Origin of the sequence: Bacillus sanguinis, from assembly GCF_018332475.1 — a bacterium.
Lineage (GTDB): Bacteria > Bacillota > Bacilli > Bacillales > Bacillaceae_G > Bacillus_A > Bacillus_A sanguinis.
The window spans coordinates 1-20,359 of the sequence record NZ_BOQB01000172.1 but is presented as its reverse complement, the minus strand read 5'-3'; the positions used below and the strand labels follow the sequence as shown (position 1 = coordinate 20,359).

At 36.5% G+C, this 20,359-nt stretch carries 24 protein-coding genes, 1 pseudogene and 4 riboswitches; of the genes and pseudogenes, 23 read left to right on the top strand and 2 right to left on the bottom strand.

Annotated elements, in window-relative coordinates:
• Positions 1-140, bottom strand: a pseudogene (locus tag KI369_RS18535) (SH3 domain-containing protein); the annotation flags it as partial.
• Positions 141-369: 229 nt separating this feature from the next.
• Positions 370-481: riboswitch (TPP riboswitch) on the top strand.
• A gap of 59 nt (positions 482-540) precedes the next feature.
• Positions 541-644, top strand: a riboswitch (TPP riboswitch).
• Positions 645-726: 82 nt separating this feature from the next.
• Between KI369_RS18535 and tenA the strand changes: the two are divergent.
• From tenA to kdpDN, 19 genes are all read left to right on the top strand, one after another.
• On the top strand, positions 727-1,422 hold the full coding sequence (tenA, locus tag KI369_RS18530; RefSeq protein ID WP_212956908.1) for a thiaminase II: 696 nt from the start codon (positions 727-729) through the stop codon (positions 1,420-1,422).
• The gene (locus KI369_RS18525; protein WP_212956907.1) at positions 1,391-2,140 is read left to right on the top strand and encodes an ABC transporter ATP-binding protein; all 750 of its coding nucleotides are present in this window, start codon (positions 1,391-1,393) and stop codon (positions 2,138-2,140) included. Before tenA ends, KI369_RS18525 begins: the two co-directional genes overlap by 32 nt.
• Positions 2,140-2,892: an ABC transporter permease gene (locus KI369_RS18520; RefSeq protein ID WP_212956910.1), complete on the top strand. Its 753-nt coding sequence runs from the start codon at positions 2,140-2,142 to the stop codon at positions 2,890-2,892. The genes KI369_RS18525 and KI369_RS18520 overlap by 1 nt, the downstream gene beginning before the upstream one ends.
• Positions 2,889-3,890, top strand: a complete 1,002-nt coding sequence (locus KI369_RS18515) for an ABC transporter substrate-binding protein (RefSeq protein WP_000771335.1) — start codon at positions 2,889-2,891, stop codon at positions 3,888-3,890. Before KI369_RS18520 ends, KI369_RS18515 begins: the two co-directional genes overlap by 4 nt.
• A 10-nt stretch (positions 3,891-3,900) precedes the next feature.
• Positions 3,901-4,521, top strand: a complete 621-nt coding sequence (gene tenI / locus KI369_RS18510; protein WP_212956906.1) for a thiazole tautomerase TenI — start codon at positions 3,901-3,903, stop codon at positions 4,519-4,521.
• Positions 4,514-5,623 (top strand): glycine oxidase ThiO, encoded by a 1,110-nt coding sequence (gene thiO, locus KI369_RS18505; protein ID WP_212956905.1) that lies wholly within the window; start codon positions 4,514-4,516, stop codon positions 5,621-5,623. The genes tenI and thiO overlap by 8 nt, the downstream gene beginning before the upstream one ends.
• 15 nt (positions 5,624-5,638) lie before the next feature.
• Positions 5,639-5,842: a sulfur carrier protein ThiS gene (thiS, locus tag KI369_RS18500; RefSeq protein WP_001049505.1), complete on the top strand. Its 204-nt coding sequence runs from the start codon at positions 5,639-5,641 to the stop codon at positions 5,840-5,842.
• 2 nt (positions 5,843-5,844) lie between these two features.
• Positions 5,845-6,615, top strand: coding sequence for a thiazole synthase (gene thiG / locus KI369_RS18495; RefSeq protein WP_212956904.1), 771 nt, complete (start codon positions 5,845-5,847; stop codon positions 6,613-6,615).
• Positions 6,608-7,627 (top strand): thiazole biosynthesis adenylyltransferase ThiF, encoded by a 1,020-nt coding sequence (gene thiF / locus KI369_RS18490; protein WP_212956903.1) that lies wholly within the window; start codon positions 6,608-6,610, stop codon positions 7,625-7,627. The genes thiG and thiF overlap by 8 nt, the downstream gene beginning before the upstream one ends.
• A gap of 6 nt (positions 7,628-7,633) precedes the next feature.
• Positions 7,634-8,449: a bifunctional hydroxymethylpyrimidine kinase/phosphomethylpyrimidine kinase gene (thiD, locus tag KI369_RS18485; RefSeq protein ID WP_212956902.1), complete on the top strand. Its 816-nt coding sequence runs from the start codon at positions 7,634-7,636 to the stop codon at positions 8,447-8,449.
• An 85-nt stretch (positions 8,450-8,534) separates the two neighbouring features.
• Positions 8,535-8,682: riboswitch (cyclic di-AMP (ydaO/yuaA leader) on the top strand.
• Positions 8,683-8,775: 93 nt separating this feature from the next.
• Positions 8,776-9,162, top strand: coding sequence for a hypothetical protein (locus KI369_RS18480; RefSeq protein WP_212956901.1), 387 nt, complete (start codon positions 8,776-8,778; stop codon positions 9,160-9,162).
• 16 nt (positions 9,163-9,178) lie between these two features.
• Positions 9,179-9,361 carry a hypothetical protein gene (locus tag KI369_RS18475; protein ID WP_212956900.1) on the top strand — a complete coding sequence of 61 codons (183 nt, stop codon included), beginning with the start codon at positions 9,179-9,181 and terminating at the stop codon, positions 9,359-9,361.
• Positions 9,362-9,438: 77 nt separating this feature from the next.
• On the top strand, positions 9,439-9,570 hold the full coding sequence (locus KI369_RS29700; protein ID WP_259652781.1) for a hypothetical protein: 132 nt from the start codon (positions 9,439-9,441) through the stop codon (positions 9,568-9,570).
• 100 nt (positions 9,571-9,670) lie between these two features.
• Positions 9,671-9,816, top strand: a riboswitch (cyclic di-AMP (ydaO/yuaA leader).
• 96 nt (positions 9,817-9,912) lie between these two features.
• Positions 9,913-10,017 carry a SipW-dependent-type signal peptide-containing protein gene (locus KI369_RS18470; protein ID WP_000887889.1) on the top strand — a complete coding sequence of 35 codons (105 nt, stop codon included), beginning with the start codon at positions 9,913-9,915 and terminating at the stop codon, positions 10,015-10,017.
• Positions 10,014-10,094: a K(+)-transporting ATPase subunit F gene (gene kdpF / locus KI369_RS18465; protein ID WP_212956909.1), complete on the top strand. Its 81-nt coding sequence runs from the start codon at positions 10,014-10,016 to the stop codon at positions 10,092-10,094. Before KI369_RS18470 ends, kdpF begins: the two co-directional genes overlap by 4 nt.
• 19 nt (positions 10,095-10,113) lie before the next feature.
• A complete protein-coding gene (gene kdpA, locus KI369_RS18460; RefSeq protein WP_212956899.1) occupies positions 10,114-11,781 on the top strand; it encodes a potassium-transporting ATPase subunit KdpA in 1,668 nt (555 codons plus the stop codon).
• Positions 11,782-11,794: 13 nt separating this feature from the next.
• Complete coding sequence (kdpB, locus tag KI369_RS18455) at positions 11,795-13,885, top strand: potassium-transporting ATPase subunit KdpB (RefSeq protein ID WP_212956898.1); 2,091 nt, start codon at positions 11,795-11,797, stop codon at positions 13,883-13,885.
• Between the two features lie 16 nt (positions 13,886-13,901).
• A complete protein-coding gene (gene kdpC / locus KI369_RS18450) occupies positions 13,902-14,483 on the top strand; it encodes a K(+)-transporting ATPase subunit C (protein WP_212956897.1) in 582 nt (193 codons plus the stop codon).
• Positions 14,484-14,539: 56 nt separating this feature from the next.
• Positions 14,540-15,694 (top strand): KdpD-like non-kinase potassium sensor, encoded by a 1,155-nt coding sequence (gene kdpDN, locus KI369_RS18445; RefSeq protein ID WP_212956896.1) that lies wholly within the window; start codon positions 14,540-14,542, stop codon positions 15,692-15,694.
• A 24-nt stretch (positions 15,695-15,718) separates the two neighbouring features.
• Here the strand turns inward: kdpDN and KI369_RS18440 are convergent, their stop codons facing one another.
• Positions 15,719-16,900, bottom strand: a complete 1,182-nt coding sequence (locus tag KI369_RS18440) for an MFS transporter (RefSeq protein ID WP_212956895.1) — start codon at positions 16,898-16,900, stop codon at positions 15,719-15,721.
• Between the two features lie 140 nt (positions 16,901-17,040).
• Here KI369_RS18440 and KI369_RS18435 point away from each other — a divergent pair, with 140 nt between their 5' ends.
• The 4 genes from KI369_RS18435 to KI369_RS18420 all read left to right on the top strand — a co-directional run bounded on the left by KI369_RS18435 (position 17,041) and on the right by KI369_RS18420 (position 20,241).
• Complete coding sequence (locus tag KI369_RS18435; RefSeq protein ID WP_212956894.1) at positions 17,041-17,502, top strand: MarR family transcriptional regulator; 462 nt, start codon at positions 17,041-17,043, stop codon at positions 17,500-17,502.
• Positions 17,503-17,630: 128 nt separating this feature from the next.
• Entirely contained in the window at positions 17,631-18,485 is an 855-nt protein-coding gene (locus tag KI369_RS18430; protein WP_212956893.1) for a patatin-like phospholipase family protein, read from the top strand.
• Between the two features lie 199 nt (positions 18,486-18,684).
• A complete protein-coding gene (locus tag KI369_RS18425; protein ID WP_212956892.1) occupies positions 18,685-19,080 on the top strand; it encodes a hypothetical protein in 396 nt (131 codons plus the stop codon).
• A gap of 87 nt (positions 19,081-19,167) precedes the next feature.
• Complete coding sequence (locus tag KI369_RS18420; RefSeq protein ID WP_212956891.1) at positions 19,168-20,241, top strand: ABC transporter permease; 1,074 nt, start codon at positions 19,168-19,170, stop codon at positions 20,239-20,241.
• The last annotated feature ends 118 nt before the right edge of the window (positions 20,242-20,359 follow it).

Sequence of the window (20,359 nt, the reverse complement as noted above, 5' to 3'; positions counted from 1 at the left end):
TGATCGACTTTGACATATCCAGTTTTCACATTAGATAATTGTTCAGCGTTGGCTGTTTGTACATTTGTTTCTCCCATAGAAGGAAGTAAAGAGGCAATTGCGACAGTAGTTGCTGTTAAAGCAGTAGCTTTCATATTCATATAATAGAGACCTCCTAATATAGTGGGTGTATTCACATAAATGTAATATGAAATCAATATAAAAATAAATTTTTTGAGGATAATGATTCCTTTTTATCCAATTAATTAGGATAATTATTTCGAAGATAGAATATAAGTATTATATAGTTTTGGTATTTTGTTGACAATTAAGAAAATTAAAACAGTTGATGATGTCTTATTACGATGTTATACTGACAGTGATAATTTCATAGTTTGCTAGGAGAGCTGGTGTTGCCAGCTGAGAGTAGGCCGTAAGCCTTTGATCCTTTTCATTACCTGATCTAGATTATGCTAGCGTAGGGAAGCAATTCGGACAATAATAATAAGTCCCCGTTTCTTTGCGTATAGAAACGGGGCTTTTTTGTTTGAAAATTTCATATTGAACCACTAGGGGTGCTTGTTGTGCTGAGAGAGGAATAATCCTTAACCCTTATAACACCTGATCTAGGTAATACTAGCGAAGGGAAGTGGAGCAACGAATAAATTATAATTTTATTTGCTGTAACCACTTCTTATTTAGAAGTGGTTTTTTATTTATATACACATACCGGAAGGGGATAGGGGAATGAAATTTTGCGATAGATTATTAGAAACTGTACAACCAGTTTGGGAGATGAGTCATAATCATCCGTTTGTAGTAGGTATGGGGGATGGCACGTTAGAAAAAGATAAGTTTCAGTATTATATTATTCAAGATTATTTATATTTGTTAGATTATGCAAAGCTATATGCCATCGGTGTTGTAAAGGCAACGAATCCACAAGTAATGGGGAAATTCGCTGAACAAATTGATGGCATATTAAATGGAGAAATGACGATCCATAAACAGTATGCAAAAAGACTTGGAATTTCTATAGAGGAGATAGAGTCAGCAAAACCATCTGCTAAAAATTTAGCTTATACAAATTATATGATGTCTGTATCTCAAAATGGCACACTTGCAGAATTAATAGCAGCACTTCTTCCGTGTATGTGGAGCTATTGGGAAATTGGAAAGCGTTTAAATGATATTCCTGGAGCAAAAGATCATAAGTTCTTTGGCGAGTGGATTCAAGGATATAGTTCTGAAGAATACGGTAACCTTTGTATTTGGTTAATAGATTTATTAAATGAAATGGCAGTTGGAAAATCTGAAAAAGAGCTAGATCGATTAGAGGAGATTTTCCTATATTCCAGTCGATTTGAATATTTATTCTGGGATATGTCCTACCGTAAGGAGATGTGGGGATTTGAGGAGCAAGAACATACTACAGTTTCATAATGTTTCTTTTCATTATGATGAGAAACCAATCATCAATGAATTAAATGCTTCTATACAAGATAAAGAGTTTGTAAGTATTATCGGACCGAGTGGATGCGGGAAAAGTACTCTATTTCGCCTTATTACAGGTTTAGAAGAAGCAAGTACTGGGCAGATAGAGCTGACAGAAACAAAGAGCCATCCTGTAGGGTATATGCCCCAAAAAGATATGCTCCTGCCGTGGAGAACGATTATTGAGAATGCTGCTCTGCCGCTAGAGTGCCAAGGTGTACAGAAGAAAGAAGCACAAATAAAGGCAAAGGAACTGCTACATAAATTTGGCTTACAAGGGTATGAGACAAAATATCCGAAAGATTTATCTGGTGGTATGAGGCAACGTGTATCCTTTATTCGAACTTTATTAACAGGCGGGGAGGTATTGTTGTTAGATGAACCATTTAGCGCGCTGGACGCTTTAACGAAGGCATCTTTACAAGAATGGTTGTTTGAACAATGGAAAGAGTGGAAAAAAACAATTTTATTTATCACTCATGATGTGGAAGAAGCATTGTTTCTTTCTAATCGAATTTTGGTAATAGAGCAGCAACCGATAACTACTTTAACCGAGAGGGTTGTACCGCTTGATTGTAATCGGACAAGAAAAGATTTATATAAGCCTGAAGTGTTAGCGCTTAAAGATGAGCTTCTTAGTATGTTACAAAGGCAGGTACTCGTATGATGAACCGGTTGAAGGAGCTATTACCCGCCCTTACACTTTCTAGTATCTTACTTGCCCTTTGGGAAGTAGGCGCAAGAATTGTAGATGAAATGTACATTTTACCGTCACCGTCTGCAATTGTAATGAAGATATGGAAACTAAAAGATATATTATTTACGGTTCATTTGCCAGCAACATTGTACGTCGTTTTAATAGGCGTGGCTATTTCTATCGTACTTGGGGTAGGGCTAGCGATGTTAATGAACGCGAGTAATTGGATGGAGAGAGCATTTTATCCATTATTAGTCGCTTCACAAACGATTCCTATTACAGCGCTTGCTCCGCTTTTCGTTTTATGGTTTGGATATACGATTTGGAGTAAGGTCATTGTTACGGTTTTAATTACGTTTTTCCCAATTGCGGTCAATACGTATGATGGACTACGCAGTACGAAAAAAGAATGGGAAGAGCTTTTAGTTACGTACGGGGCAACGAAAAAAGATGTTTTTCTTAAATTAAAGTTACCATCTGCTCTTCCTTATTTTTTCTCAGCTTTAAAAATTGCAGTTCCGCTTAGTGTAATTGGGGCAGCAATTGGTGAATGGCTCGGTGCACAAGCTGGGCTAGGGTATTTCAGTAAAAGAATGATGACGCAGTTAGACGGAGCAGGTGTATTTGCACCCATTGTATTGTTATCATTATTAGCTATTTTCTTCGTCATACTTATTTCGATATTAGAAAAGAAATTCATTAGTTGGAGGAAGTATTCATGAAATTATTAAAACGCATCTTTGTGTTCACATTATTAGTTGCAATGATTGCTGGATGTTCTAGTAATTCAGCATCAGATAAGAGTAAAAAAGAAAAAGAAATAACGGTCATGCTTGATTGGTACCCAAATGCGGTACATAGCTTTATTTATGCGGCAATTGAAAAAGGCTACTTTAAAGAAGAAGGAGTAAAGGTGAATATTAAATTCCCTTCCAACCCGACCGATCCATTAACTTTAGCAGCTGCAGGAAAAGTAACAGTGGGCTTATATTATCAGCCTGATGTTGTCATGGCAAAAGCAAATGAACAAATTCCAGTGAAATCAATTGGAGCTGTCGTACGTTCACCATTAAATCATGTTGTATCGCTGAAGTCAGCAGGCATTCAATCGCCGAAAGATTTAGAGGGGAAAACAGTTGGATATTCTGGAACACCTTTAAGTGAGATGTATTTAAAAACGATGGTAAAAGAAGCTGGTGGTAATCCAGATACAGTGAAAGTAGTCGATGTTGGTTTTGATTTAGTACCGGCACTAATTACGAAAAAAGTGGATGCGGTAACAGGAGCATACATTAACCATGAAGTACCTGTTATGCGCCATGAAGGTCATGAACCAGCATACTTTAATCCAGCTGATTATGGTGTACCAAATTATCATGAGCTTGTATTTGTAACAGGTGATAAAACGTTGAAAAAAGATAAAGAAGCGTTGCAAGCTTTCTTACGTGGTACGAAAAAAGGCTATGATTTTATGAAGAAAAATCCGGATGAAGCATTAAATATTTTATTAAATCATCAAGAAAAAGAAAACTTCCCACTTGTACCAGAAGTTGAAAAAGAAAGTATGAAAATCTTATTAGAGAAGATGGAAACGAAAGATGAGCCATTCTTATCGGATTCAAAAGAATCATGGGAGAAACAAAATAAATGGCTGAAGGATAAAGGAATGACGAAAGAAATCGTTCCGGCCGATGAATTATTCGAAAACATTTTAAAGTAGGCGAATGAATATGAAAAATGAGCTTCATGTAATCTCAAATGGTCAAATGTCATTCGAAGAGTTAGTGAATGTAGCGATGCAAATTGAGAGTGAAATTGATTATTTGCATATTCGTGAGCGTGAGAAAAGTACGAAGGAATTGTATGAAGGTGTGGAAAGCCTTTTGAAGAAAGGCTTTCCGGCATCAAAAATAGTGATAAATGATCGAATTGATATTGCTATTTTATTAAACATTCCGCGCGTACAGCTAGGATATCGAAGCGCAGATGTAAGATCAGTGAAAGAAAAGTTTTCTTATTTGCATGTCGGTTATTCTGTACATTCTTTAGAAGAGGCAATCGAGGCATTTAAGAATGGAGCGGATTCACTCGTCTATGGTCATGTATTTCCGACAGATTGTAAAAAAGGTGTGCCAGCGAGAGGGCTTGAAGAGGTTTCAGACATTGCAAAGTGTTTATCCATACCGATTACAGCAATTGGAGGAATCACCACGGAAAATACCGGGGATGTTCTTACTAACGGTGTCAGTGGTATTGCTGTTATGTCTGGAATTATAAGTAGTAGTAACCCGTATAGCAAAGCGAAATCTTATAAGGAATCAATAAGAAAGTGGGCGGAAAAACATGTGTAAGAAGTATGATGTAGCGATAATTGGCGGTGGTGTAATTGGTAGTTCAGTTGCACATTTTCTAGCAGAAAGAGGATATAACGTAGCGATTGTAGAGAAGCAAAGAATTGCATCTGAAGCCTCGAAAGCAGCCGCTGGTTTACTTGGGGTTCAGGCAGAATGGGATGAATATGATCCGCTATTTGAACTTGCTAGAGAAAGCCGTGCTATATTTCCACAACTTGCAGCAGTTTTACGTGAAAAAACAGGCATCGATATTGGGTATGAAGAAAAAGGCATTTACCGCATTGCTCAAAATGAAGAGGAGAAGGAAAGAATTCTTCACATTATGGATTGGCAGCAGAAAACAGGTGAAGATTCTTACTTTCTAACGGGAGATCATTTACGAGAGAAAGAGCCATTTCTTTCTGAGTCAATTATAGGGGCTGTATATTATCCAAAAGATGGCCACGTTATTGCACCAGAGCTTACGAAAGCATTCGCACATTCCGCATCATTTTCGGGCGCTGATATATATGAACAGACAGAAGTGTTTGATATTTGTATTAAAAATAATAAAGTGACTGGAATTGTGACAAGCGAAGGTAGTATCACATGCGAAAAAGTGGTTATTGCGGGTGGCTCATGGAGTACAAAGTTACTAGGTTATTTTCACCGCGAATGGGGTACATATCCAGTTAAAGGAGAAGTAGTAGCGGTAAGAAGTAGAAAACGACTTTTAAAGGCGCCTATTTTCCAAGAAAGGTTTTACATTGCACCAAAGCGAGGCGGGCGTTACGTAATTGGAGCAACGATGAAGCCGCATACGTTTCATAAAACTGTGCAACCAGAAAGTATTACTTCTATATTAGAGCGCGCGTATACAATATTGCCAGCTTTAAAAGAAGCCGAATGGGAAAGTGCATGGGCAGGATTAAGACCACAATCGAATCATGAAGCTCCTTATATGGGGGAGCATGAAGAAATAAAAGGTTTATATGCTTGCACGGGCCATTATCGAAACGGCATTTTATTAAGTCCTGTTTCTGGTCAATATATGGCTGATTTAATAGAAGGAAAGCAGGAGAATCACTTGCTAGATTCATTGCTTTCTAAAACAGTTTAGAAAGGGGATGGAAGTTTGAATTTAAAAATTAATGGTAATCAAATTGAAGTGCCAGAGAGTGTGAAAACAGTAGCTGAGCTACTTACACATTTAGAGCTAGATAACAGAATTGTTGTAGTAGAGCGTAATAAAGATATTTTACAAAAAGATGATCATACAGATACATCTGTTTTTGATGGAGACCAAATTGAGATTGTAACTTTCGTAGGAGGCGGTTGATTATGTTAAACATTGGACCATTTTCATTTCATTCTAGACTTTTATTAGGAACAGGAAAATTCCCTGATTTTGATGTACAGCAAAAGGCAATTGATGTATCTGAGGCTGAGGTTTTAACGTTCGCAGTACGTCGTATGGATATATTCGATGCAAAGCAGCCTAATTTATTAGAGAAACTTGATGTGAAAAAATATACGTTATTACCGAATACAGCTGGAGCAAAAAATGCTGAAGAAGCTGTTCGTATTGCAAAATTAGCAAAAGCTTCAGGGCTTTGCGACATGATTAAAGTAGAAGTTATAGGCGATGATAGAACGTTATTACCTGATCCGGTAGAAACATTGAGAGCATCTGAAATGTTATTAGAAGAAGGATTCATCGTACTACCATATACATCTGATGATGTTGTATTAGCACGTAAATTACAAGAACTAGGTGTGCATGCAATTATGCCAGGGGCATCACCGATTGGATCAGGGCTTGGTATTGTAAATCCGTTAAATTTAAGCTTCATTATTGAACAAGCGACAGTACCAGTTATTGTTGACGCTGGTATTGGTAGTCCAGCCGATGCAGCATTTGCCATGGAATTAGGAGCCGATGGTGTGTTATTAAATACTGCTGTGTCAGGAGCAAAAGATCCTATTAAAATGGCACAGGCAATGAAATTAGGTATTGAGGCAGGCCGTTTAGGATTTGAGGCAGGTCGTATTGCGCGTAAACGTTGTGCAACAGCAAGTAGTCCTTTAGAAGGAATGAGCGTAGTTGAATAATCGATATTCTCGCCAAGAATTATTTTCTCCAATTGGAGAAGAGGGGCAACGAAAAATAAGAGAAAAGCATGTGCTCATTATCGGCGCAGGCGCACTTGGTAGTGCAAATGCAGAGATGTTTGTAAGAGCTGGTGTCGGCACAGTAACGATTGTTGACCGGGATTATGTCGATTGGAGTAATTTACAAAGGCAGCAATTGTATGCAGAGAGTGATGTAGAAAAGAATCTTCCGAAGGCTGTAGCGGCCAAAAAACGTCTAGAAGAGATTAATCGTGAAGTAAGAGTAGAAGCTCTCGTTCAAGATGTAACAGCTGAGGAGCTGGAAGAACTTGTTACAAACGTTGATGTAATGATTGATGCAACTGATAATTTCGAAACACGTTTCATTGTAAATGATATAGCACAAAAATATTCTATTCCATGGATTTACGGAGCATGTGTAGGTAGTTACGGTCTTTCTTACACAATCCTTCCTAGTAAAACACCATGTTTATCATGTTTATTACAGTCGATTCCGCTTGGCGGGGCAACATGTGATACAGCGGGTATTATATCACCTGCTGTATCTCTCGTCGTTTCTCATCAAGTTACAGAAGCTCTTAAACTGTTAGTAGAAGATTACGAATCACTTCGAGATGGACTTGTATCATTTGATGTATGGAAGAATGAATATTCATGTATGAATGTGCAAAAGCTTCGTAAACACAATTGTCCTTCGTGCGGAGAGAATGTGATATACCCGTATTTAAATAAAGAAAACACATCGAAAACAGCAGTTTTATGCGGGAGAAATACAGTTCAAATTAGACCACCTCATAAAGAGGAAATGGATTTTGAGAGGTACAAAAAGCTGCTGGATGATCGTGTGAATGATTTAAATGTAAATCCATATTTATTATCATTTTCTGTGGAAGAAAAGAGATTAGTTGCCTTCAAAGATGGTCGTGTACTTGTACATGGAACGAAAGATATAAGCGAAGCAAAAACAATTTATCATCGCTATTTTGGATAGAAAAGGATGAGTGGGATGAAAGTAAATAAAGCTTTAACAATTGCAGGGTCTGATAGTGGCGGCGGTGCGGGCATTCAAGCAGATTTAAAAACATTCCAAGAGCTTGGTGTGTACGGAATGACGGCTATTACGGCAATTACTGCTCAAAACACGCTTGGCGTTCAAGGGGTATATCCTGTTTCGTTAGAAGGTATTACGGAACAGCTGAATTCAATTGGTACGGATTTAACACCAGATGCTGTGAAACTAGGAATGTTGTTTAGCAGTGAAATTATTCAAATTGTAGCAGAACATATTAATAAATTTGGCTGGAATAATATTGTACTAGACCCTGTTATGATTGCTAAGGGCGGAGCATCATTATTGCAACAAGAAGCAGTACAAGCATTAAAAGAATATTTATTACCAGTAGCAACTGTTATCACACCGAATGTTCCAGAAGCAGAAGTGTTAACTGGTCTGGAAATTCATAACGTTGAAGATAGTAAAGAAGCTGCAAAAGTACTGCATGAATTAGGTGCGAAATATGTACTTATGAAGGGCGGACATGCAGAATATCAGGGTAATGAAGTAATTGATTTACTTTTTGATGGAGAAAAGTTTATTGAATTTAGAAGTGAGCGAATTCCTTCAAAGCAAACACACGGAAGTGGCTGTACATTTGCTTCAGCAGTTACAGCTGGACTTGCGAAAGGATACTCGATGGAAGAGGCAGTTCAAGAAGCAAAACGATTTATTAGTATAGCAATTGAAGAGCCGTTGCATATTGGAAGTGGTCATGGACCGACGAATCACTTTGCATACAAATTGAATAAAGCATAAATAGTAGAAAAGTCAGTTTTGTAACTGGCTTTTTTTCTGTTTACTTTTTCCAAATGCAGGAGTAACATATCAGCCAGAATATATTTTTTGTAGTACGCTGAGTCCAATTATATGGAGCGGAGGAACCAATTTGTGCAGTGTCACTAGGGGTGAATCTTTCAATTTTGAAAGTAGGGCTACTCTCAAAGTCCGAATCCGACAGCTAACTTCGTAAGCGTCTTGAGAGAGGACGGTGCCATGATGGATACATCACTTCATCGATCTGATTAGTATAGGGGAATATCAATCTACGTTTGAGTTCTTTTATGCTAAGGAGGATGAGGTACATGGAACTAACACTTATTTGTGTTGGAGAAGAAAGTAAGATAAATAGTTTAATAGATTTAGTAGCGTTTCAACATGAGTTAATTATTTTTACCGCGAATGAAGAGATAGCGGCTGAAGTGAGGAACTGTGGATTTGATTGGACGTATAGTTGTAGTAAGGAGCAGGATTTTACTAGTGTTTGTGAGTGTATTAAGAAGGTGATTTTACTAGGGGATGAGCTTCCGATTATTAGTTTCTTCACAGAACACATTCGCTTTTCTTTTCAAGTACCTATTACTGTTGTTACAAGGAATAAACGATACCCAGCGAGGCTCTATGAAACAATTGGAGCTACATTTGTCGTGTTTACGAATTGTGATAATATTTCTTTTTTATTTTTTGAATAGGGCGGGGGAGAAGAAGATGAAGGTGTTGTTGCTAGGAGATATAGCGAATCGTTGGGCGGTATCGGTAGAGCGAGTTCAAGAATTGGTAGTGCTCGATCCCATTTTTCCAAGGCCCTATATCATATTGCCATCAAAAGACGCTTTATACTTAAAAACAGATGTTATCGAATATGAGCAACTACATGCAGAATTGTCATAAGTTTATATTCGCGGGAGAAATTTACGTACTTTTTTACGAGGAGAATAAATAGTGAATGAAAAAAGAGCGAATGCTAAGTGCAACAAGCGATGCATTTCATGTCATTCGCTCTTTTTATTTCGTATTTAAAAGATCATTTCTATGAAAAAGAAAGAAAAGACGAGAAAACAGATGAAATTATATTAATAATACTAAATATAAGCGGTTAAACAGATGGATATTTTCTTATTTTCAGTAATTTAGCTCTTTACAAGTGAAATATAGAGGAGTATATTTACTCTCATAAATCATTCATAAAATTTCCAAAAAAACCTAAAATCGCTGAGTTCCAGAAATGGAGCGGGGGAACCAATTTTGTGCATCGTCACTTGGGGTGAATCTTTCAGTTTTGAAAGTAGGGCTACTCTTTAGGCCCGAATCCGACAGCTAACCTCGTAAGCGTTTAGAGAGGAGGTTTACTTTTTGTTGTTCATTTTTTGAACACTGAGTAGAGCTCAGTGTTCTTTTTTAATATTTAAATGGTAAATTTTTACAAAAGGAGAGGGATAGCTATGTTAGATGTTGTAATGATCGGAATTTTTGTTGTGTTAGTCGCATCGATGGCAAGTCTTGCAAGTTGGTCAGATAAAGTTGTGAAAGAAGGGAAGCAATCATGATGATTGCCTTATCGATTATTGTTGCAGTAATTACGGTGTATTTAGTGTATGCATTATTAAATCCGGAAAAGTTTTAATTAGGGGGAGTCATTCATTATGATCTGGGTAGCAGTCGTTATTACAATGCTATTGTTTATTCTTGTGGCAAAGCCAACGGGAATTTATTTAGAGAAAGCCTTTCAGGGTAGTAAAAAGTTAGATAAAGTATTCGGTCCTTTTGAAAAACTTATTTTTAAAATTACGGGTGTAAAAGAATACAATCAAACGTGGAAACAGTACGCATTATCATTAGTTTTATTAAATGGCTTTATGATTGTTGTCGTATATTTCGTTTTCAGACTACAAGGAGTATTGCCATTAAATCCAGCAAACATTGAAGGAATGGAGCCTACGCTCGCTTTTAATACAGCAATTAGTTTTATGGCCGATACAAACTTACAGCATTATAGCGGTGAAAATGGTTTATCTTATTTATCACAATTAATCGGAATTACATTTTTAATGTTTGCAGCACCGGCAACGACGTTAGCACTTGTTATGGCATTTATAAGAGGGCTCGCTGGAAAAGAACTCGGTAACTTTTTCGTTGATTTTACGAGAGCGTTAACGAGGGTGTTTCTTCCTATCGCATGTATTGCAGCACTAGTCTTTGTCGCACTTGGTGTACCACAAACGTTAGACGGGGCAGTTACGGCGCAAACGATTGATGGCGCGAAGCAAAGTATTTTACGCGGGCCAGTTGCATCATTCGTTTCCATTAAAGAACTTGGAAATAACGGCGGTGGATTTTTCGGAGCCAACTCTACACATCCTTTTGAAAATCCAGGGCAAATGAGTAATATTTTGCAAATGATGCTTATGATGTTGTTGCCAACAGCACTTCCATTTACGTACGGACGAATGGTAGGAAATAAAAAACAAGGTCGCATCCTTTTCGTATCACTATTCATGGTGTTTTTACTAGGGTTTATCACAATTACGACATCTGAACTACACGGAAATCCAGCGCTAAACGGAATAGGTATTGAACATGTACAAGGAAGTACTGAAGGAAAAGAAGTACGATTTGGAACAGTATTTTCTTCACTATACGCAACAGTAACGACAGCTGCTGAAACAGGAGCGGTGAATACGATGCATGATACATTAACACCAATTGGCGGGTTAGTACCACTCGTAAATATGATGTTAAATACAGTATACGGCGGCGTTGGAGCAGGCTTTGTGAACATTATTATGTATGCGATTATCGCAGTCTTTATATCTGGATTAATGGTCGGACGGACACCAGAGTTTTTAGGTAAGAAAATTGAAGGCAAGGAAATGAAATTAATTGCGGTAACGATACTATTTCACCCACTGCTCATTTTAGGATTTTCAGCATTAGCTCTTTCAACAAGTTTAGGAACGGATGCCATTTCTCATTCTGGTTTCCACGGTTTAACGCAAGTGGTATATGAATACACATCGTCAGCTGCGAATAACGGATCTGGATTTGAAGGATTAGGAGATAATACACCGTTTTGGAATATTACAACTGGTTTAGTTATGTTTTTAGGACGCTATTTCAGTTTAATTACGATGCTAGCTGTTGCAGCTTCATTGAAAGAAAAGACGGTTGTACCAGAAACAGTCGGAACGTTTCGTACGGATAATAGTTTATTTGGCGGCATTTTCATCGGAACAATTGTAATTGTCGGTGCATTAACATTCTTCCCGATGTTAGTACTTGGTCCAATTGCAGAATTTCTTACATTGAAGTAATGGAGGGTAAATGATGAGACCGGTAGTAGTAAAAGAAAAAAGAATAAATGAGTCACAAATACATGCGGTAGAAGCTGAAGTTAGACAAGCGAAAACAATGGATTGTGATATCGTGACACATGCGATGAAACAATCCTTTGCGAAATTGAATCCGAAAGTCATGATAAAGAATCCGATTATGTTCGTTGTGGAAATTGGATTTATCATTACGTTCATTTTATCTTTTCTTCCAAGTAGTTCTAGTAGTATACCAGGTTGGTTTAATATAACAGTTTCTCTCATTCTATTATTTACAGTTTTATTTGCGAATTTTGCAGAAGCGTTAGCGGAAGGGCGGGGGAAAGCGCAAGCCGATTCTTTAAAACAGTCGAAGAAAGATGTGTTTGCAAATATTATAAAAGAAAATGGGGGAATCGTTCAAGTTTCAGCAACTGACCTTAGAAAAGATGACGTTGTTATTGTAAAGCAAGGTGAGATGATTCCGAGTGATGGGGAAGTCATAAAAGGGTTAGCGTCTGTTGATGAATCTGCGATTACAGGGGAATCCGCTCCTGTTATAAAAGAAGCGGGCGGTGATTTTTGTTCCGTAACAGGCGGTACGATGGTTGTAAGTGATGAGATTACGATTGTCATTACGAGTAATCCTGGTGAATCATTTATTGATAAAATGATTTCGTTAGTAGAAGGAGCTGCTCGTCAAAAAACGCCGAATGAGATTGCTTTAAATACAGTATTAACGAGTTTAACGCTTATTTTCTTAATCGTTGTTGTGACGCTGCCGATTTTTACAAATTACTTAGGATTTCAAATTGATACAGCTGTACTTGTAGCGTTGTTAGTTTGTTTAATTCCGACGACAATTGGTGGGTTATTATCAGCAATTGGTATTGCTGGGATGGACCGCGTGACAAAGTTTAACGTGTTAGCGATGTCGGGTAAAGCAGTAGAAGCTGCGGGTGATATTAATACAATTATTTTAGATAAAACGGGTACGATTACTTTCGGGAACCGAATGGCTCATACATTATTACCTGTAGGAAATGAAACGATTGAGCAAGTTGGAAAGTGGGCCGCTATTAGCTCAGTTTTAGATGAAACACCAGAAGGTCGATCAGTTATAGAATATGTAAAAACGAAGTCTATATCATATAATCGAGAAATTGCAGAACAAGGTGAATTTGTTCCATTTAAAGCAGAAACGAGAATGAGTGGTGTTGATTTACAGGACGGAACGAAAGTGAGAAAAGGTGCTGTAGGTAGCGTAATTGAATGGGTTCAGTCACAAGGTGGCACGATTCCGAAAGATGTAAATCAAAAAGCAGATTTCATTTCAAAAGAGGGCGGAACACCACTTGTAGTTGCAGTAGATAATCGTATTTATGGTTTAATTTATTTAAAGGATACAGTAAAACCGGGTATGCGTGAGCGTTTTGAACAGTTGCGTCAAATGGGGATTAAAACGGTTATGTGTACAGGGGATAACCCATTAACAGCAGCAACGATTGCAAAAGAAGCAGGAGTAGATGAATTTGTTGCTGAGTGTAAGCCAGAAGATAAAATTGCGGTTATTAAAGCAGAGCAAGATAAAGGGAAACTTGTAGCGATGACAGGTGATGGTACAAATGATGCGCCGGCATTAGCGCAGGCTGACGTTGGATTAGCAATGAATAGTGGTACGACAGCTGCGAAAGAAGCAGCAAATATGATTGATTTAGATTCGAACCCGACAAAAATTATCGAGGTTGTAGGAATCGGTAAGCAATTGTTAATGACGCGTGGTGCGTTAACGACGTTTAGTATTGCAAATGATATCGCCAAATATTTTGCAATCATTCCAGCTATGTTTACACTTGCGATTCCGCAAATGGAAGCATTAAACATTATGAAACTAACATCACCACTGTCAGCGATTTTATCAGCATTACTATTTAATGCAGTTATTATTCCATTACTCATTCCGTTAGCGATGAAAGGTATCGCATATAAACCGATGAGTTCGAATGCACTACTTGGTCGAAACCTACTTATTTATGGACTTGGCGGAGTGATTGTACCATTCATTGGAATTAAAGTAATTGATATCATTGTCGGATTGTTCATATAAGGAAGAGGGGAAAAAGATGGCGAAGAAACAAAGTATACTGTCACCAATCATCCGTATTACTTTTACATTTTTAGTTTTGTGCGGCCTTGTATACCCGCTTATTGTTACTGGTATTGCACAAGCGGTAATGAAGGATAATGCGGATGGAAGTCTAATATATAATGATAAAAATGAAGTAATTGGTTCTACATTAATCGGTCAAAATTTCACAGATCCACGTTATTTTCATGGGCGTGTTTCTAGTATTGAATATAAGGCAGAAGCATCTGGTTCAAATAACTATGCACCGTCTAATCCAGATTTAGAGAAACGAGTAGAGAAAAGTATTGAAGAGTGGAAGAAACAAAACCCATTTGTTCCAGTTACAGAAGTGCCAATCGATTTAGTGACAAATTCAGGTTCAGGGCTAGATCCTGATATTAGTCCGAAGGCAGCTTCTGTACAGGTAGAGCGTATCTCGAAATTAACGAATATCCCGAAAGAAACGCTAGATCAATTGATTAAAGATCAAACGGAAGGTGCGGCACTTGGTTTATTTGGAGAGACCCGCGTAAACGTTTTAAAGTTAAATGTAGAATTACAGAAACTACTGAAATAGTAACAGTGCTACCTCAATCTAACGGATTGAGGTAGTGTTGTTTCGAAAGAAAGGTTGTGAGTGTGTTGTATGCGGATGACTATAAACCAACTTTTCAAAGGCGAACGCCAGAGGAATATTTAGAATATATTCGGCAGCAAAATCGCGGGAAGTTAAAGCTGTACGTGGGGGCTGCTCCAGGAGTAGGGAAAAGTTATAAAATGCTCTATGATGCTAGAGAGATAAAAAAGGACGGTATGGATATTGTAATTGGTTTAATTGAAACGCACGGAAGAAAAGAGACGGAAGAAGCAATTGCTGATTTAGAAAAAGTTCCTTTGAAAGAAATACAGTATAAAGGAAAAGTATTTTATGAGCTTGATGTGGAAGGCATTATAAAACGTGCACCGCAAGTTGTTGTGGTGGATGAACTTGCGCATAGTAATGTTCCTGGATCTAAAAATAAGAAACGCTATATGGATGTACAGGAATTGATAGATGCCGGTATATCCGTATTATCAGCGTTTAACATCCAACATTTAGAAAGCGTTCATGACATTGTAGCTCAAATTACAAATGTGAAAGTAAGAGAACGTATTCCAGATTTTATTTTGCAAAAGGCGAATGAAATTCAGCTCGTTGATGCAACACCTGAGGTATTAAGGAAGAGATTAATAGATGGAAAGATATATAAGGAAGAAAAAATTCAGCAAAGCTTACAAAACTTCTTTACGCTTAATAATTTAGGGGCGCTAAGAGAATTATCACTTCGTGAAGTTGCCGATGATATGGACGAGAAAATTAGCCAAACAGTAATAGAACCGATTGGCGTGAAAGAAAAAATTCTCGTTTGTGTACAATACAGTTCAACAGCGGAGAAATTAATAAGACGGGGATGGCGCATGGCTGATCGGTTAAACGCTGAATTGTATGTATTAAATGTTGAAAGAGAAAATATAGACGCTCTTTCAGCAGGTAAAAAACAAACAATTGAAGAGTGGAAATCGTTAACGAATCAATTTGATGCAAGTTTTGTATTAGAAGAAGCGAAAGGGAGAAAGCCAGCGGATGTTATTATTGAAGTCGCGAAAAGACTACAAGTAACGCAAATTTTACTCGGACAATCGGCAAGAACAAGGTGGGAAGAAATACGAAAAGGTTCGATTGTAAATGAAATTATGAGACAGACGAAACATATTGATATTCATATCGTTGCGGATCAAAGAGTTTAAAATAGAGCCTACCTTTCGGGGGCTCTATTTTGCTTTTTGTAAAGTATGAAAATGTAGCATTTTCATTGCGTATAAAATGATAAGTAGAAATGTAATTGCACCTAGGAAGAAAATCCAAAAGTAATTTTGGTTAAATAAAAGAAATCCACCTACAATAGGTCCAGTCCCCATACCGAGATAGCGGATGAAGTTGTACATACCGATAGCTGTTGCGCGTTCTTGTACGAATTCTTCTGTTAATAAAGTAGTGTGAGTTGGCATAGAAAGTCCCATACTAAAACCGTACAAAGATGTAACGATAATGATGAATGGGATATTGATGCTATATGTGAAAGAGAATAAAACGACACATATAATATTGAAGAAACTCGTAATAAATAAAGCTTGCTTTGTTGTGAGGCGTTTTTGCAAAAACTTGTAGCAAAAACTTCCTAGCATGATAGAAAGAGACATTGGTACAAACATAAGACCAATTTTACTTGCAGTTAAGTGAAATGAATTTGTTAAAATGCTCGGTAAAAAAACGAGGAAGCAAAAGTAAATACAAAATTGAATGAAGCCAATAAGAGTAATAGAAAATCCAGTTTTATTTTTTAAGATAAACCAGTAATTCTTTTTTGCTTGCGGTTGCTTCATTACAGTTGGCTTTGTTTCTGGAAGTAGTGAAATGTTTATAATCAATAAGATGATACCAATTGTAGATAAAAACAGAAATACGGATAAGTGGCCATGTATACTGCCGAGATAACCACCTATGAGAGGGCCAATCGCAGGAGCGAGAGCAAGTAACATTTGATAGAGGCTCATTGCTTCTCCGCGTTCTTTTCCTTCAAATAAATCACCGATAATCGTTGCTGCTACTACAGGTATAGCTGCTATTCCTATAGCTTGAACAGCTCTAAAAAATAGAAATACATATATGTTCGCTGAAAAAGCACATCCGATTGAACCAATTGTACTAATGATTAAACTAGGGATAAGGACGGATTTTCTCCCTTTTGTATCAATTAAAGGTCCATATATGAGCTGCATAATGGCAAGAACGAATGTGAAAAGTGAAACTGTTACATTTACAAGATAAAGAGAAGTATGAAAAGAACTTTGAATCATGGGCAAGATAGGTGTGTAAATATTTTGAGCGAAGGAACCGAGTAAGGCACTCATACAGACAACATATAAAATGAAATGTAGTTTAGATTTTTTCATTGTGTTAACCTCCTTTTTGTTTTGTTTCCTCGGAAACTAAATTCATTTTAACATGTTTTTCTCACTTGTAAATATGAAACAATGATTTTAAAATGGTATATAGTTAAATTGTTTCTTTGGAAACTTAGGGGGCGAACGGATTGGATTATGCAACGAAACAAATGGAAATACTTTCGGACATTCGTACACTTTTGCATAAAAAAGAAGAACATTTGAAAGGACAAAATGAGAAGTTTCTTCGTGAGACAGGTGTAAGTGGTATGTCTTTATCAGAGTTACATGTAATCGAGTGTATCGGAAAAAATGGTTTGATGAATGTAACTGCTATTACGACAGAAATGGGCATGACGAAGGGCGCAATCTCTAAAATTTGTACAAAGCTGTTTCAAAAGCAATTCGTTGAGAAGATACAAATGTTAGATAATCAAAAAGAAATTTTCTTCCGCTTAACGGAAAGTGGAAATGAAATATATAAAGCTCATGATAAATTGCATAAACAAGCTGAAGAAAAGTGGCTGTTACTTTTAGATAGATATACGAAAGAAGAACAAGATTTTATTCAAAGGTTTATAAAGGATGTTTCCGATCACCTGGAAATATAATTGGAAGAAAAAACTCCTTTTTCTCAAGTCTTTTGAATATAATTTCTGAAAGAACTCATATATAATAGAAAAAGATACTTAACATGGTGAATAATTAAAGAGTCAATATATATAGAGGAGAGAGTAACATGCTTGAAAATACAGGGTTAGTATTAGAAGGCGGCGGTATGCGTGGTGTATATACGGGCGGGATATTAGAATACTTTATGGAACAAGATTTATATTTTCCATATGTAATCGGTGTATCAGCTGGTGCTTGTCATGCAGCGTCGTATCTTTCCAGACAAAGAAATAGAAATAAAACGGTCAATATTGATTATGCATCACACCCACAATATTTATCGTATAAAAACTTATGGAGAAAACGCCAATTATTTGATATGGATTTCATTTTTCATGAAATTCCGGAAAAACATGTACCGTTTGATTTTGAAACATACTTTAATAGCCCAGAGCGATTCCTTGTAGGAACAACAGATTGTGAAACAGGACAGTCTGTTTATTTTGAAAAAGAGGGAACGAATGATGACGCACTAAATTTATTACAAGCATCTAGTTCATTACCTTTCATTGCACCTGTAGTAAATTATCGTGGTAAGCAGTTATTAGATGGCGGGATTTCTGATCCAATTCCAGTTCGGAAAGCACAGGAAGATGGATTTAAAAAATCAGTCGTTATTTTGACGAGAAATCATGGTTACGCGAAGAAAAAATCAAGATTTGGGTGGGTTGCTGCGAAAGCTTATAAAAAATATCCGAACCTTGTGAACACGATGCTAAATCGTTATGAAGTGTATAATGAAACACTTCACTACATCGAGAAAGAAGAACAAGCGGGTAATTTATTTGTTATTCGTCCAGAAGTACCGCTTCAAGTAGATCGTATGGAAAAGGATACGGCGAAATTACAAAGTTTATATGAGCAAGGCTATGAAGATGCAAAGAGACAATTTGCAGATTTACAGGTGTTCTTGCAAAAATAATAAAAAGGCTGTGGAGAATAATTTCTCTGCAGTCTTTTTTTGTATTGCTAGCTTATCCGTTACTTTTTAAAAATGTATGAATGTTTAAGTGTTTAAAGAGTTTGTAAAACATCGGGGGTTCTTATTGAGGAGAATTTATTTGAAGGATATTATGATGATGTAGCGCTACTAAACTATTAAATTTATGAGGTGATTGTTAATGAAAGGAAAAGTCTTTTCAATTACGACTTTAGTATTATTAGCAACATCAATCTCAACAAGTGCATTCTATCCAACTTTAAGCGGTCACAAAAGCGGTAACCTACTATCTTACAGAGCTCAAACTACTACGAATCAAAATGTATCTCGTTGTTCAGTAGCAATTTCTTTTATTAAATCAAATGGAAATAATTCATATATTGAAAGCGCTTCAGACAAATTGGGATCCCATGAATCTGGAAGAGCATTAAACGCAACTGTGAGTAATGGTGCATATAACGCCTTTGGTGCAAAAGGACTATACTCTGAGCATTATACTAATGAGAATAATGACTATCAAGAAGATACACACAAAGGTACTTTTGATAGTAATGGTAACTTACGATTACAGTGGTAAAAAGCATTCAACAGTTGTCTTTATAAATATTTGGATAAGGAGAAGGGGATGTTCATCATCTCCTTCTTATCTAAAAGGAGCAGAGACATGTATTTAGCTTTTAAAAATATAAAAAACAACAAACTGTTTTCAGTCATTCTTCTTATGGCATTTTTTATTTCTTTTCTTTCTATTTCAATAGCCGCAATTTTAACAGAGTCTAAACGAAACTTTATATCTGCTTTTCAAATCGGTTTTCTAGAGAAGAATCAAATTTTAACTGTTCCGATAGCGAATGCAACTGAATTGGAAGAGATAATTCCTTTCATACAAGATACTTTTGTTAAAAGTGATATTTATGTAGAGCATTTAAAAGCATTAAATAGTTCAGGGGCAACAAAAATCATAGCTGTGAACTTAAAAAATGATTATTATTGGAAGCCATATATTTCTGAAGGACAATATTTTCATCGTGAAAATGTAAACGATATGATTGTTGGCGATCAAACGAATGTAGAGGAGTTATATGAATTTGATGATACATATAAAAAAATAGGAACTATATCGAGAAAAGACAGTGACGTCGGTGTAGCAGGCATATACGTTCCACTTCAAAACTTACCTACTATATCTAAAAAAGGTATTATCGCGAGTAAACAATTACAATTAACAGTTGTTAATCCTACATCATCTATTCATAACGAAATAAAAAAGTTTATGGGTAGGAGTAAAGAAGTGCTTTCGGGAGATGTTCAAATACTGAATGAACGAGATCTTCAGGAACTAAATGTGACACATATAGATCCAGCAAATAAGTATTATTATAAATTCATTCTTGTTGCAATTGTTTCTGGCATTTCTGCGGTTTTATTTTGGATTTATAAAAAAGAAAGAGAGATTTCATTAAAAAAAGCAGTAGGTGCTTCTAATATATCTATTTACTGCGAACTATGTATTCAAATTTTGTTTATTTCTCTAGTGGCGATGTTGTTGGTTCTTCTGGTGTTAGAAATGTTTTCAGGAACAATTCATACGTATTTTCAGACATACTTATTAAAACCGTTAACACCATATGTATTAGTATGTAATATTGTTTTTATAATTTTTCTTCCAATGTTTGTTACTGCAATTCCAATCAAGCACATTATAAATATATATCCTGGAAAACATTTAAGAACGTAGGTGATCGTCATGTTTTTTATATTTGATTCTATACGGTCTGTGAAAAAACGGTTGTTACCAAGTTTGATTATAGTAATTTCTTTAATTATTGCATTTTCTTCAGCTATAGAATTTATTA

Coding starts and splice junctions, on each gene's coding strand:
- KI369_RS18420 (WP_212956891.1), top strand. CDS start 19,168: ATGTATTTAGCTTTTAAAAATATAAAAAACAACAAACTGTTTTCAGTC.
- tenA (WP_212956908.1), top strand. CDS start 727: ATGAAATTTTGCGATAGATTATTAGAAACTGTACAACCAGTTTGGGAG.
- KI369_RS18430 (WP_212956893.1), top strand. CDS start 17,631: ATGCTTGAAAATACAGGGTTAGTATTAGAAGGCGGCGGTATGCGTGGT.
- KI369_RS18480 (WP_212956901.1), top strand. CDS start 8,776: ATGGAACTAACACTTATTTGTGTTGGAGAAGAAAGTAAGATAAATAGT.
- kdpC (WP_212956897.1), top strand. CDS start 13,902: ATGGCGAAGAAACAAAGTATACTGTCACCAATCATCCGTATTACTTTT.
- KI369_RS18520 (WP_212956910.1), top strand. CDS start 2,140: ATGAACCGGTTGAAGGAGCTATTACCCGCCCTTACACTTTCTAGTATC.
- kdpF (WP_212956909.1), top strand. CDS start 10,014: ATGATGATTGCCTTATCGATTATTGTTGCAGTAATTACGGTGTATTTA.
- KI369_RS18425 (WP_212956892.1), top strand. CDS start 18,685: ATGAAAGGAAAAGTCTTTTCAATTACGACTTTAGTATTATTAGCAACA.
- tenI (WP_212956906.1), top strand. CDS start 3,901: ATGAAAAATGAGCTTCATGTAATCTCAAATGGTCAAATGTCATTCGAA.
- thiD (WP_212956902.1), top strand. CDS start 7,634: ATGAGTGGGATGAAAGTAAATAAAGCTTTAACAATTGCAGGGTCTGAT.
- kdpA (WP_212956899.1), top strand. CDS start 10,114: ATGATCTGGGTAGCAGTCGTTATTACAATGCTATTGTTTATTCTTGTG.
- KI369_RS18440 (WP_212956895.1), bottom strand. CDS start 16,900: ATGAAAAAATCTAAACTACATTTCATTTTATATGTTGTCTGTATGAGT.
- KI369_RS18515 (WP_000771335.1), top strand. CDS start 2,889: ATGAAATTATTAAAACGCATCTTTGTGTTCACATTATTAGTTGCAATG.
- thiG (WP_212956904.1), top strand. CDS start 5,845: ATGTTAAACATTGGACCATTTTCATTTCATTCTAGACTTTTATTAGGA.
- KI369_RS18475 (WP_212956900.1), top strand. CDS start 9,179: ATGAAGGTGTTGTTGCTAGGAGATATAGCGAATCGTTGGGCGGTATCG.
- KI369_RS18470 (WP_000887889.1), top strand. CDS start 9,913: ATGTTAGATGTTGTAATGATCGGAATTTTTGTTGTGTTAGTCGCATCG.
- thiO (WP_212956905.1), top strand. CDS start 4,514: ATGTGTAAGAAGTATGATGTAGCGATAATTGGCGGTGGTGTAATTGGT.
- kdpB (WP_212956898.1), top strand. CDS start 11,795: ATGAGACCGGTAGTAGTAAAAGAAAAAAGAATAAATGAGTCACAAATA.